This window comes from Pseudomonas kairouanensis (genome assembly GCF_004682055.1).
GTDB lineage: Bacteria > Pseudomonadota > Gammaproteobacteria > Pseudomonadales > Pseudomonadaceae > Aquipseudomonas > Aquipseudomonas kairouanensis.
On the sequence record NZ_QUZU01000008.1, the window covers coordinates 170,514 to 183,748 of the forward strand.

The window sequence follows — 13,235 nt, forward strand, 5'->3', positions numbered from 1 at the left end:
CAGTGACCTAGATGACCCGACCGGGGATGTCGGTAAAACCATACTCAGAGAGTAGTAAACCTGAGGGGAGTTCATCTTGCCATGTCAGACGATACATTTACTCCCTGTAGGAGCGAGCTTGCTCGCGAAGGTCGTCAACGATAACGCGGGGGGGCCTGGTTGTCCGCGGCGAGCTCTGGTTTTTCGCGAGCAAGCTCGCTCCTACAGGTGTAGCGCGGTTAGATCCAGCCGAGCCAGCTCCAGTAGGTGGCGGCAAACACCAGCATCAGCCCATAGCCAATCAGCGTCACCAGAATCCCCACCTTGGCAAACTGGCGCGCCGTAAACGTCCCGGTGCCCAGGCACACCATGTTCTGCGGCGCATTGATCGGCAGGATGAACCCGTAGCTCATCACAAAGCCCAACAGCATGGTCATGCCCAACCGGCTGAAATCCCCCGGCAAGGTCTGCACCACCGCGATCAGGATCGGCAACAGCGCCGAGGTCAATGCGGTGGCGCTGGCAAAGCCCAGGTGGATCAGGATCAGGAACGCGCCCAGGATCGCAAACACGCCCAAAGGCCCGACCTGATCCAACCCGGTGTGGGCCACCACGGCAGACCCCAGCCATTGCCCAGCCTGAGTGGTCAGCAATGCCGTACCCAGGCTGATCCCCACCCCAAACACAATCACCGTGCCCCACGGAATGCGCGACTGCACATCCTTCCAGGTCATCACGCCGATGCCCGGCAGCAGCAAGAACACCAAACCGGCGTAGGTGGTCGAGGTGGTGTCGAAGGTGTGCAGGCGCCCTTCGGTGGCCCATGCCAACAGCAGCAGCACGGACACGGTCAGCAGGCGTTTCTGTGGCCCGGTCATGGGGCCGATATCCACCAACGACTGGGCCACCGCTTCCTTACCGCCAGGAATGCTGTCGGTCTCTGGTGGCAGCAGCTTGAGCACCAGGAACAACAACACCGCCGACATGATCAGCGCCCACGGTGCCCCGGCGATCAGCCAGTCGATCCACGACACGCGCTGGCCGAGCATCTTGTCCATAAAGCCCACGGTCAGCAGGTTCTGGGCGGCGGCGGTCTGAATGCCGACGTTCCAGAGGCTGGTGCCCTGGGCCACGACGATCATGATCCCTGCGGCGATGTTGGAGCGCTTGTCCACGCCGAACGCGGCAATCACCCCCATCATGATCGGCACCACACAGGCACTGCGCGCCGTGGCGCTGGGCACCACCAGGCTCAACAGGATGGTTACCGCAATCGCCCCCAGCAGAATGCGCCGGGTGCTGGTGCCCACACGGCTCAGGGTCACCAGCGCGATACGCCGGTCCAGCCCGGTATGGGTCATGGCCGCCGCGATAAACAACGCACCCGCCACCAGCGCCAGCGCCGGGTTGGAAAACCCGGTGAGCGCCATGCTGATGGCCGGGCTGGTGCCGATCAAATGCGTGGGGTCTTGCAGCGACGGCGCGGTGCCGAGCAAAAACGCCATCAAGGACGTGATCATGATCGCGCTGGCCTCATAGGAGACCGCCTCGGTGATCCACACCACCACGGCAAACGCGAGGATCGCCAGCATACGGTGTCCGGCCACCGGCAAATCCGCCGGCAATGGCAACAGCAGCACGCCGCTCATCACCAGCACGGCGATCACCAGGCCCAGGGGTAATTTAAAGGATGCCGCGCTCATGGGGGTGCTCCAAGGCTCTAAATCAAGCCTTGAGCATGGCGCAGATCGCCGCAGGGGGTGTTGACGGGTATCAATCGGTTCTGAGGTGGAGAGTGCTTTTGTGGGGCTTGTGGTGTACTCAAAGTGCTCAGCCTGACGCAGATCCAAATGTGGGAGCGGGCTTGCTCGCGAAAGCGGTGGTTCAGTAATGAATGTGTTGACTGACACGCCGCATTCGCGAGCAAGCCCGCTCCCACATTGGATTGGGTTTACAGGGTAAGTTCAGCCGAGCAACTGGCTCAATACGGCCCGCAACTTGCCGGGTTTTACCGGTTTGTTCAGCAACGGTGCTTCCAGGCGGCGCAACGCCCGGCGGCATTGGTCGGTGCGGTCGGCGGTGATGATCACCGCCGGGATCTTGCACGCGAACTGCTCGCGCAGGTGCTTGACCACATCGCAGCCCACCACCCCATGGTCCAGGTGATAGTCCGCCAGGATCAACTCCGGCGCCCTGCCCTGCAACGCCGCCATCGCGCCAGCCTCATCGGTGGCCGTGAGCACTTCGCAACCCCACTGCCCAAGCAACGCGCTCATGCTTTCAAGGATGCTGGTCTCGTTGTCGATCACCAGCAACCGCCGCCCCGGCAGTGGGTTGCCGGTGCTCGGTTGCACCGGCAGTTGGCTGATGGGCAGCGGCATTTCGGCGCTCAGGGGCACCTCGATACTGAACATCGAGCCCCGCCCCGGCCAGGAACGCACGACAATCGGGTAGCCAAGGATCTCGGCGATGCGCTCCACAATCGCCAACCCCAGCCCCACGCCCTTGCGATCCGCGGCGCGGCCCACATCCAGCTGGTTGAACTCCAGAAAGATCGCCTCCAGCCGATCCGCTGCAATCCCGCGCCCGGTGTCCCACACTTCCAGGCGCAGGCATTCACCTCGACGTCGTGCTCCGAGCAGGATGCAACCTTCGTCGGTGTAGCGGCAGGCATTGCTCAAGAAGTTACGCAGAATCCGCGTCAACAGCCGCAAGTCGGTACGCACGGCATAGCGCCCCATGTGCACCCGCAGGTTCAACCCCGCCGCCTGGGCCACCGATTGAAACTCCGAGACCAGCGGCGCAAACACTTCATCCAGGCGATACAGGGCCACATCCGGCTTAACCGCCGCCTGGTCTAGCCGCGAGATATCCAGCAGATCGGTGAGTAAATCCTCGGCGCCTTCCAGCGCTTGGTGCGTGCGCTCCACCAACACCTGTTCGACCTCGGGCAACTGCCGCTCACGCAAGGTGGCGATCAGCAAACGTGCGGCGTTGAGCGGTTGCAGCAGGTCATGGCTGGCGGCAGCGAGGTATTTATCCTTGCTGCGGTTGGCCGCCTCGGCGGCATCGCGGGCGGCGCGCAGGTTGAGGTTGGCTTCCAGCAATTCATCGGTGCGGGCGGCAACGCGCTGCTCCAGCTCGTCGTTGAGGCGGATATAGCGCTTGCGCTCGGCCTCCAGCTCATCGAGCCGTGCGGTCAGCTCCGGGTAGTGGCTCTTGCGTGCCGACTGGTCCCCCAGCCCCAACAGGGCCGACAGCGCCCGCTGCTGGTCGTCAGAGTGCTTCGCCATAGACGACCTCGACGTCACGCTGGCTCGACTCCCGAGGGTTGGTGAGGATGCACGGGTCATCCATTGCATGCTCGGACAAAAACGGAATATCCGCCACGCGCACGCCATGCAGGCCAAGGGTTTCATGAAAGCCAATGGCGTGCTTCAACGCAATCAGGTGGTCCACCAGCCGCCCGCAGATCTGCCGGTGATTGAGGCCCCGGCAGTCAATGCCAAAGGTCTCGGCAATCACCTTGAAGCGCTCCGGCGCCGAGTTGTAATTGAACGCCACCACATGCTCCACCAGCACGGCGTTGCACAGGCCATGGGGCAGGTCGAGAAAGCCCCCCAGGCTATGGGACATGGCGTGCACCGCCCCCAGGATCGCGTTGGAAAACGCCAACCCCGCCTGCATGCTGCCCAACATGATCTTCTCGCGCAGGGCAATGTCGCTGGGGTTGGCAATCATCTGCACCAGGTTGCCGTTGATCAGGCGCATGGCTTCCAGCGCATGGGGATCGGTGAGCGGACCGTGGCCGGTGGACACGAACGCCTCGATGGCATGCACCAGCGCATCGATACCGGTACAGGCCGACAGGAACGGGTCCATGCTGGCGGTGGTTTCCGGGTCGATCAACGACACATCCGGCACCACCGCCTTGCTGACGATGGAGAATTTCATACGTTCCTGCTGGTTGGAGATGATCACGAACTGGGACACATCCGCCGAAGTGCCAGCGGTGGTCGGGATCAGGATCAGCGGCGGGCTGGGCACGCGAATCGTGTCCACTCCTTCGAATTCCAGGATGCTGCGCCCATGGGCGACCACGATGCCGATGGCCTTGCCGCAGTCCATGGGGCTGCCGCCGCCGATGGCGACGATCACGTCACAGTGGTTTTCGCGGTAGACCTCGGCGCCGGTCATCACCTCTTCGACGCGGGGATTGGGGGACACGGCGCTGTACAGGCAGTAGTCGATGCCGATGGCTTGCAGGCTGGCTTCCACATCGGCGACCCAGCCGGCGGCGATAACGCCGGGGTCGCTGACCACCAGCACCTTGCGCGCGCCGAAGGTCTTGGCGTAGTTGCCGACGTTGTGCCGGCAGCCGGCACCAAAGATGATTTCAGGAGAGACGAATTTACGCAGTTGGCTCAGAGTCTGGCTCATTGGAAAGCCTGTTTTTATTATTTTGGAAGAATGCGCTCCACACTAACCGATCCGGCCGCGAATGCAATCAGACCAAAGAGGCATCCTTCCGACAGCTCCCGAGATCAACGGCTGGCGAAGTACATGGTCACTTCAAAGCCGATACGCAGGTCGGTAAACGCGGGTTTGGTCCACATGGGGCGTTCCTCTTGTTGTGCCGGTAGATTCCGGTTTGGTCATTAAGGCATGGGGGGTTGAGGGGGTGAATGGTACTTTCGAAGGAGTTGGCTGCATGCATTAGTCTCAGGCACACAGAGATCCAAATGTGGGAGGGGGCTTGCTCCCGATGAGGGTGTGTCAGTTGATACATCTGTGACTGACACACCGCTATCGGGAGCAAGCCCCCTCCCACAGTTGATTGCATTTCAAGTCCAGAAGTTAGAAGAACCCGAGCGGATTGATGTCGTAGCTCACCAGCAGGTTCTTGGTCTGCTGGTAGTGATCCAACATCATCTTGTGGTTCTCACGCCCCACACCGGATTTCTTGTAGCCACCAAACGCCGCATGCGCGGGGTACAGGTGGTAGCAGTTGGTCCACACCCGACCCGCCTTGATCGCCCGGCCCATGCGGTAGGCACGGTTGATGTCGCGGGTCCACAGGCCGGCGCCGAGGCCGAATTCGCTGTCGTTGGCAATCGCCAGGGCTTCGGCTTCGTCCTTGAAGGTGGTAATGCCCACCACCGGGCCGAAGATTTCTTCCTGGAACACGCGCATCTTGTTGTGGCCCTTGAGCAGGGTTGGCTGGATGTAATAGCCGCTGGACAGGTCGCCCTCCAAGCGCTCGGCCGCACCGCCGGTGAGCAGCACCGCGCCTTCCTGCTTGGCGATTTCAAGGTAGGAGAGGATTTTGTCGTACTGCTGTTCCGACGCCTGGGCACCCACCATGGTCTCGGTGTTCAGCGGGTTGCCGCGCTTGATCTTGACGATCTTCTGCATCACCACCTTCATGAAGTCGTCATAGATCGACTCCTGCACCAGCGCCCGCGATGGGCAGGTGCACACTTCGCCCTGGTTGAAAAACGCCAATACCAAACCTTCGGCGGCCTTTTCGATGAACTGTGGCTCGGCCTGCATGATGTCTTCAAAGAAAATGTTCGGCGACTTGCCGCCCAGTTCCACGGTGGACGGAATGATGTTCTCGGCCGCCGCATGCATGATGTGCGCGCCCACTGGGGTGGAGCCGGTAAAGGCGATTTTGGCGATACGCTTGCTGGTGGCCAACGCCTCCCCTGCTTCGCGGCCAAAGCCTTGCACAATGTTGAGCACACCCGGCGGCAACAGGTCATTGATCAGTTCGGCAAACACCATGATCGACAGCGGGGTCTGCTCGGCGGGTTTAAGCACGATGCAGTTACCAGCGGCCAGTGCAGGCGCGAGTTTCCAGGCGGCCATCAGCAGCGGAAAGTTCCAAGGGATAATCTGCCCGACCACGCCCAAAGGCTCATGGAAGTGATAGGCGGCGGTCAGTTCGTTGATCTCGGCGGCGCCGCCTTCCTGGGCGCGGATGCAACCGGCGAAATAACGGAAGTGATCAGCCGCCAAAGGCACGTCGGCATTGAGGGTTTCGCGCACAGCCTTGCCGTTGTCCCAGGTTTCGGCCACGGCCAGCACTTCAAGGTTTTGCTCGATGCGGTCGGCGATTTTCAACAGCACCAGGGCGCGGTCCTGTGCCGAGGTTTTGCCCCAGGCGTCAGCGGCGGCGTGGGCGGCATCGAGGGCCTTGTCGATATCGGCGGCGCTGGAGCGCGGGAATTCGGCGATGACTTCACCGGTGACCGGCGATGTATTGGTGAAGTAGTTGCCGTCGATGGGCGCGACAAATTCACCGCCGATGTAATTGCCATAACGGGCCTTGAAGCTGACGATGGCGCCGGGGGTGCCAGGTTGGGCGTAGATCATGGTGAGGCCTCTGTTTGTTGTGGGTGTTGTAGGTGTTGTCAGGGCTGGATGCGTGACATCTGCGCACGCTCGTACTGCGGGTACAGATGGGTCACGCTGCGGGTCAGTTCGTAGCGGCTGAGGTTGATCGGCGCAAAGCGTTCAGGTATCGGGCTTCGGATCATCTCGGGCATATCGCTGCCTTGTGCCGCGCCCTCGCGCAGCAACTGATCGAGCCAGGTGAGGTAGTCGCGCATTTGTTCAAACGGCTTCGCATCGGAGGCAATGGGGCCGTGGCCGGGCACCACCAGGGCCCAGGGCAAGCCTTGCAGGGTGGCGATATCTGCCAGCCAAATCGGCAGGCCCGGTGAGTTTGGGGTGGTCAGTGCACGCTGGTAAAACACCAGGTCCCCGGCAAACAGCACACCGGTCTTCTGGTCGAGGATCGCCAAATCGGCGCCCGTGTGCCCCCGCAGTTGCAGCAGTTGCAGGTCATGGCTGCCAAAGGTCATGACCCCCGGCTGCACGACTTCGCTGGGCAGCACCACTTCAGTGCCGCGCATCCAGTCACCGACCAGGCGGTACAGGTTCTCGGCCATGCCGTCACCCTGCTGGTGCAGCAAGTCCTGGGTGCCCGCCAAGGCGCCGATGGGGACATCCTTGAAGGCTTGGTTACCCAGCGCGTGATCGGGATGGTGATGGGTCAGCAGTACCTGGATCACTGGCTTGTCGGTCACGCGGGCAATGGCTTGGCGCAGAGCTTCGCCGTAGCGTTTGGACGGCCCGGTGTCGATCACCACCACGCCGGCCTCGGTGACGATAAACCCGACATTGACGATATTGCCGCCATTGTCCTTGGCGAAGTTGTCGGTGCTGCCTTCCAGCAGCCAGGTGTTGTCGGCGATCAAACGGGGTTTCAAGCCGTAGTCCAACTCGGCCAGCACCGGCAGGCTCAGCATCAGCAACCACAGCAAAATCCAGCGCTGGTTCATGGGATGGCTGCCTCGAACTGGCTGCCACTGGTATCCCGCAGGGTCAGGCGCAGGGTCGGGGGCATGGGCAGGTTCGTGGGCAGGTTCGTGGGTAAACCGCCTTCGATATCGAAGGCCAGGTTGGGGTTTTCGCTGACCGCGGGAAACAGCTCCAGGCGCGCCAACAGCCGGTTATCGGCGCCGCGCAGCTCGGCCTGGTTGATAAAGAATTCAGGAATGCCGCTGACCATGCCGTTGTCCATGGGGTGAGCGACTTGCACCTTGACGCGGCTGAATTCGGCACGAGGGTAACGCCCACCGAACACTTCACCCAAGTGTTCCTCCCACCCCGGCTGGGTGCGCACCACGCTGGGCGCGGTGCAACCGCCTCCTGCAGCCTCGATCAGGGTGGAGCCGATATGCCACAGCCCATCCCTGGTCAACACCGCCGCACGCAGCGGCGTGGCTTGCTCGATGCGAATGCGCAGCGACAACCACGGCAACACGCGGTCCACCGGCTGGAAGTCGACAATCTGTGGCAGCGGGTTCAGTTCGGCCCAGGCGAGGATCTTGACCACCTCGCCCTTGAAGGCGCGGGCATCGATTTCCAGCGGCACCTGGCGCGCGTCCTCGGCGAACGGCGGCGCCAGCACCTTTACACGCTCATCGAACACAAACGGCGCATTGGCCAGCAGGCGCTGGTGGTAATACGCCCACATCACCGAGGGCACCGGGTCGACGGGCGCGCCCCAGGCGAGCATCGGCACACAACAGGCCCACAGCCCGATCAGCCGCACGGGTTACTCCTCGACGTGCACGCTGTCGAGGTAGGTGCGCACTGCCCACAGCGCTTCCTGGCTCAGGTAGTCGGCCATTTTCGGCATGTACACCCGGCCATCGCGCACCGCACCGTGGCGAACCCGCTCCACAAACCATTCATCGCCGGCGTCGCCAGCATCCAGCATGCGCAGGTCCGGCGCGATACCGCCGGACTTGGCCTCCAGGCCATGGCAAGCCGCGCAGTTCTGGTTATAGGCCGAGGCACCGACCTCCACGGCCTTGTCGTGTTCGGCCGTGGTGCGATACGGGTTGGTGGCAGCCCAGCCGTCACCGTCCAGCGGCATACCGGCGTCCTTGATCGGGGTGAGGCCCTTGGTTTCGACGGCGGTGGGCGTCACGTTGCCGTGTGCCCAGACCGAACCTGCGCTGATGGCGCCGGCCAGCAGGCAGGCGGTGATCAAGGCGTTGCGTTTTGTTGTCATTATTTTTCCCTCAGGATTGCACGCAAAACCTCTTGGCAGAGGCTATGGCAACCATCTTAGGAAGCACGCTGCCGCACCCGTATGCTGCTTTGGTGGTCGGGTTCTCATCCGTTGGTAGCAGGCCTTGTGGGGCAGTGCTAAATCAGAGGCGGTTCGGGAAATTGTCCCGGCAACACCGGGACTTTTTCCGTATTCGCCAACACGTCCAGGCAGCAACCTGTGCAGGCCAAAACCTCCACTGGGAACTGCAACCATGACAATAAGATCGCTACCCGCCCGCTCACCCTTGAGCCTTGCTGTTCAGGCTTTTCTGCTGGTGGGCAGCCTGTCCCTCAGTGCTGCGAGCCATGCCGCCGCCGAACCTGCCCCTGCCGCTGCGAAGCCGACCCACAACGTCACCTGGGAAGACATCGCCAACGACCACCTGACCACCAAGGACGTGCTGCAATACGGCATGGGCACCAATGCCCAGCGCTGGAGCCCGCTGGCCCAGGTCAATGACAAGAACGTGTTCAAGCTCACCCCGGCCTGGTCGTATTCCTTCGGCGACGAGAAGCAACGCGGCCAGGAATCCCAGGCCATCGTCAGCGATGGCGTGGTGTACGTCACCGGCTCGTACTCCCGCGTGTTCGCCCTGGATGCCAAGACCGGCAAACGCCTGTGGACCTACAACCACCGCCTGCCCGACAACATTCGCCCGTGCTGTGACGTGGTCAACCGGGGCGCGGCGATCTTCGGTGACAAGATCTACTTCGGCACCCTCGACGCGCGCCTGATCGCCCTCGACAAAAACACCGGCAAAGTGGTGTGGAACAAGAAATTCGGCGACCACGCCGCCGGCTACACCATGACCGGTGCCCCGGTGCTGATCAAAGATAAAGTCAGCGGCAAAGTGCTGCTGATCCACGGCAGCTCCGGCGATGAATTCGGCGTGGTCGGCCAGCTGTACGCCCGCGACCCGGACACCGGCGAAGAAGTGTGGATGCGCCCGTTCGTGGAAGGCCACATGGGCCGCCTCAACGGCAAGGACAGCACGCCCACCGGCGACGTCAAAGCCCCGTCCTGGCCGGATGACCCCACCACCGAAACCGGCAAGGTCGAGGCCTGGAGCCACGGCGGCGGCGCGCCTTGGCAGAGCGCAAGCTTTGATGCCGAGACCAACACCATCATCGTCGGCGCCGGCAACCCCGGCCCGTGGAACACCTGGGCGCGCACCTCCAAGGACGGCAACCCCCATGACTTCGACAGCCTCTACACCTCGGGCCAGGTAGGTGTCGACCCAAGCACCGGCGAAGTGAAGTGGTTCTACCAGCACACCCCCAACGATGCCTGGGACTTCTCCGGCAACAACGAACTGGTGCTGTTCGACTACAAGAACAAGGACGGCAAAGTGGTCAAGGCCACCGGCCACGCCGACCGCAATGGCTTCTTCTATGTGGTGGACCGTAACAACGGCAAGCTGCAGAACGCCTTCCCGTTTGTCGACAACATCACCTGGGCCAGCCACATCGACCTCAAGACCGGCCGCCCCGTGGAAAACGAAGGCCAACGCCCGGCCAAGCCATTGCCGGGTGAAACCAAGGGCAAGCCGGTGGAAGTCTCGCCGCCGTTCCTGGGTGGCAAAAACTGGAACCCCATGGCCTACAGCCAGGACACTGGCCTGTTCTACATCCCAGGCAACCAGTGGAAAGAGGAATACTGGACCGAAGAGGTCAACTACAAAAAAGGCTCGGCGTACCTGGGCATGGGTTTCCGCATCAAGCGCATGTATGACGACCACGTCGGCACCCTGCGGGCGATGAACCCCACCACCGGCAAGGTGGTGTGGGAGCACAAGGAGCACCTGCCATTGTGGGCCGGCGTGCTGGCGACCAAGGGCAACCTGGTGTTCACCGGCACCGGCGACGGTTTCTTCAAGGCCTTCGATGCCAAAACCGGCAAGGAGCTGTGGAAGTTCCAGACCGGCAGCGGCATCGTCTCCCCGCCGATCACCTGGGAACAGGATGGCGAGCAATACATCGGCGTGACGGTCGGCTACGGCGGCGCGGTGCCATTGTGGGGCGGCGACATGGCTGAGTTGACCAAGCCGGTGGCACAGGGTGGGTCGTTCTGGGTGTTCAAGATCCCGAGTTGGGATAACAAAACCGCCCAAAAATAAACCTTAGTTAATGCGGGGACCGCTTTTGTGGCGAGGGGGCTTGCTCCCGCTGGGCTGCGAAGCGGCCCCCGTTTTTTCTCCAGCAACACTGTGCAGCCAGGTTTTGCGACTGCTGCGCAGTCGAGCGGGAGCAAGCTCCCTCGCCACAGAGGTTTTGTGATGAAAATACTGCCCTTGTTAGTCCTGCTATCGCTACCTATGGCCCACGCCGACGATGGCGACGACGCCCTTGTCATCAACGGCTGCACCATCACCGAACACAGCCAATGCCCCGGCGCCAACCTCAGGGGCGCCAACCTGCGTAACCAGAACCTGAGCAAAATGAACCTGGCCGGCGCCGACCTGCGCGATGCGGATTTGCGCCACGCCAACCTCGACCTGGCCAACCTGGAAAAAGCCCAGCTGCAAGGCGCCAACCTCACCCGCGCCAGCCTGCAACAAGCCAACCTGCGGCTGGCCGACTTCACCGGCGCCACGCTGATGGCGGTGCAAGGCTGGGGAATGTTTGCCCAGGGCGCGCAGTTTGAAAACGTCAACCTCAGCGCGGCCTACCTGCAATTTGCACGGCTGTCAGGGGCAAAGATGCACAACGCCAACCTACGCGCGGCCGACCTGGAAATGACCTGGTTGAGCAAGGCAGACCTGCAAGGGGCGGACTTGAGCGATGCCAATTTGCAAGAAGCCAAGTTCGGCGAAAGCAACCTGGAAAAGGCCACGCTGACGGGCAGCCGACAACACTATGCGAATTTTCAGGATGCGAATATGGAGGGCTGCAAGGATTGCCCGACGACGTGGGATCGCTAAAAACATCACAGGTCCAAGGTGAAAACTGGTTTGTGTGGTAGAGGCGGTGCGTCGATTCGACTTGCTCCCGATATCCATATGAGCATTGTGCAGGTCCTGTGGCGAGGGAGTTCGCTCCCGGCAGTCGAGCGGGTTTTAACGGGTGTACGCTTGCCCAACGTGCAAAGGGTCCTACACCACCACTCGGCACCTCGCCTAGCTCGGCATTCCCTCACTCCGGCTTGAATCCATGGCCCTGCGCGGCATACCCGGCGTCCTGCCGGGTTGCCCACGGATTCAAGCCCGCGTTAGGCCAGCGTGGTTTAACGAGCTGCCAAAGATAAAAATCAAGAGCCAGAACCAGCGCAGATCGAGATCTATCAGAATATGGAGATCAACTGTTGGAGGGGCGGTATTTTCCTGCTAGCCGGCCACCCGAGCCCCCTATATACGTTCCCAGATGCACCAACTCCGCATAGGAGCTGACCGGAGACTTACTCTTCAACGAATAAAGCAATGCGATAAGCCGCAAGCATCCTAATGCTAAGTAATTAGCGGAATAGTATGAATGTTATTTCCGACCCACAAGTAGGAGATTTCGACAAGAGTAGGAAACACCCTTCAAAACATAACGACATCTTAGGAAATTTCGGAAAATTTCAAAAATCTTTGACCGACATGGAGATTAGGATTATAGATTAATGGCGCAGCGCAATCCAAATACTGAAATATAGGAGATACGTTATGAGCAATGAAAAAGCTGTTAACGAAGTCGATCTATCCAAGGTATTCGCTCTCAATGGCGCCAATAGCAAAGTGGTATTGGCTGTCGTAAATTGATTGGCATTACCACACTAGTATGGGCAGTACGCTGTTACCGGGTGCTGCCCTCTCTCTGAGCGGGAGTGCGAAATGGACGCGCTTAATAAATGGTTGAATGAAGAAAAAGTAAGCATTATTGATATCGGCGCACGGGCTATTCCTGGAGAAAAACCCGTTTATGAAAACTTGATCACTTCAGAAATATGTAAAATCACTACTGTGGACCCAGATACGACCACAAACGCGATATTGAACAGAGTGCCCAACACCACCGTTACAAATGTCACACTAGGTACAGGCGTAGAATCTCTTTTGCACATCTGCACCCTGCCTTCCTGCTCATCATTACTTAAACCTAACATGCACACTTTGTCTCAATACTCCGGAATGGAACACTTCTACAACGTCACAGGTAGTGAACGCGTAGACGCAATGAAAATGGACACAGTCTTTCCGCTTGGAAATTTTGACTTCCTCAGCATTGATGTCCAAGGCGCCGAACTTGAAGTACTGCGACATGGCAAAAGAAACTTAGCCAACCTACTAGGTATTCATATTGAAGTTTCTTTTGTAGAAAAATATCTTGGGCAGCCTCTATTCAGAGATGTAGACAGCTTCTTGGCAAACAATAAGTTCAGCTTTCATTGTTTTACGGGCTATGGAACCAGATCACCTAAAGAAATTGAAACAAATGACTCGCCAATAAACGGAATAAATCAATGGCTGTGGGCAGATGCGTTTTACTTTCACGACCTCACTGACACCGCATTTTGGAGAGAACCTGGAAGGCTACTCAAATTAGCCGCCATTTTTCACTACATTTATAATTCATATGACTTCGCTGCTCACTGCCTGAACAGCCACGACAAACTTTTCGGCTCGACATACTTCTCCGAGTACATT

At 60.1% G+C, this 13,235-nt stretch carries 11 protein-coding genes; 3 read left to right on the top strand and 8 right to left on the bottom strand.

Annotated elements, in window-relative coordinates; translation table 11 throughout:
• Positions 1–218: 218 nt before the first annotated feature.
• From DYL59_RS09535 to pedF, 8 genes are all read right to left on the bottom strand, one after another.
• The gene (locus DYL59_RS09535; protein WP_135288957.1) at positions 219–1,682 is read right to left on the bottom strand and encodes a DASS family sodium-coupled anion symporter; all 1,464 of its coding nucleotides are present in this window, start codon (positions 1,680–1,682) and stop codon (positions 219–221) included.
• 261 nt (positions 1,683–1,943) lie between these two features.
• A complete protein-coding gene (locus DYL59_RS09540; protein WP_135288958.1) occupies positions 1,944–3,272 on the bottom strand; it encodes an ATP-binding response regulator in 1,329 nt (442 codons plus the stop codon).
• Positions 3,256–4,419, bottom strand: a complete 1,164-nt coding sequence (gene ercA, locus DYL59_RS09545; RefSeq protein WP_135288959.1) for an alcohol dehydrogenase-like regulatory protein ErcA — start codon at positions 4,417–4,419, stop codon at positions 3,256–3,258. Before ercA ends, DYL59_RS09540 begins: the two co-directional genes overlap by 17 nt.
• A 104-nt stretch (positions 4,420–4,523) precedes the next feature.
• Positions 4,524–4,595, bottom strand: coding sequence for a pyrroloquinoline quinone precursor peptide PqqA (gene pqqA, locus DYL59_RS09550; protein ID WP_010209364.1), 72 nt, complete (start codon positions 4,593–4,595; stop codon positions 4,524–4,526).
• Positions 4,596–4,836: 241 nt separating this feature from the next.
• Positions 4,837–6,357 (bottom strand): acetaldehyde dehydrogenase ExaC, encoded by a 1,521-nt coding sequence (gene exaC, locus DYL59_RS09555; RefSeq protein WP_135288960.1) that lies wholly within the window; start codon positions 6,355–6,357, stop codon positions 4,837–4,839.
• Positions 6,358–6,395: 38 nt separating this feature from the next.
• Positions 6,396–7,328, bottom strand: a complete 933-nt coding sequence (locus DYL59_RS09560; protein WP_135288961.1) for a quinoprotein relay system zinc metallohydrolase 1 — start codon at positions 7,326–7,328, stop codon at positions 6,396–6,398.
• On the bottom strand, positions 7,325–8,068 hold the full coding sequence (locus DYL59_RS09565; RefSeq protein ID WP_135288971.1) for a quinoprotein dehydrogenase-associated SoxYZ-like carrier: 744 nt from the start codon (positions 8,066–8,068) through the stop codon (positions 7,325–7,327). The genes DYL59_RS09560 and DYL59_RS09565 overlap by 4 nt, the downstream gene beginning before the upstream one ends.
• Positions 8,069–8,107: 39 nt before the next feature.
• Positions 8,108–8,569, bottom strand: a complete 462-nt coding sequence (gene pedF, locus DYL59_RS09570; protein ID WP_135288962.1) for a cytochrome c-550 PedF — start codon at positions 8,567–8,569, stop codon at positions 8,108–8,110.
• 253 nt (positions 8,570–8,822) lie between these two features.
• Here pedF and exaA point away from each other — a divergent pair, with 253 nt between their 5' ends.
• The 3 genes from exaA to DYL59_RS09585 all read left to right on the top strand — a co-directional run.
• The gene (gene exaA / locus DYL59_RS09575) at positions 8,823–10,727 is read left to right on the top strand and encodes a quinoprotein ethanol dehydrogenase (RefSeq protein WP_135288963.1); all 1,905 of its coding nucleotides are present in this window, start codon (positions 8,823–8,825) and stop codon (positions 10,725–10,727) included.
• Positions 10,728–10,886: 159 nt separating this feature from the next.
• On the top strand, positions 10,887–11,531 hold the full coding sequence (locus tag DYL59_RS09580) for a pentapeptide repeat-containing protein (protein ID WP_135288972.1): 645 nt from the start codon (positions 10,887–10,889) through the stop codon (positions 11,529–11,531).
• An 891-nt stretch (positions 11,532–12,422) separates the two neighbouring features.
• Positions 12,423–13,235: FkbM family methyltransferase (locus DYL59_RS09585; protein WP_135288964.1), on the top strand; the 813-nt coding region annotated here is incomplete at its 3' end.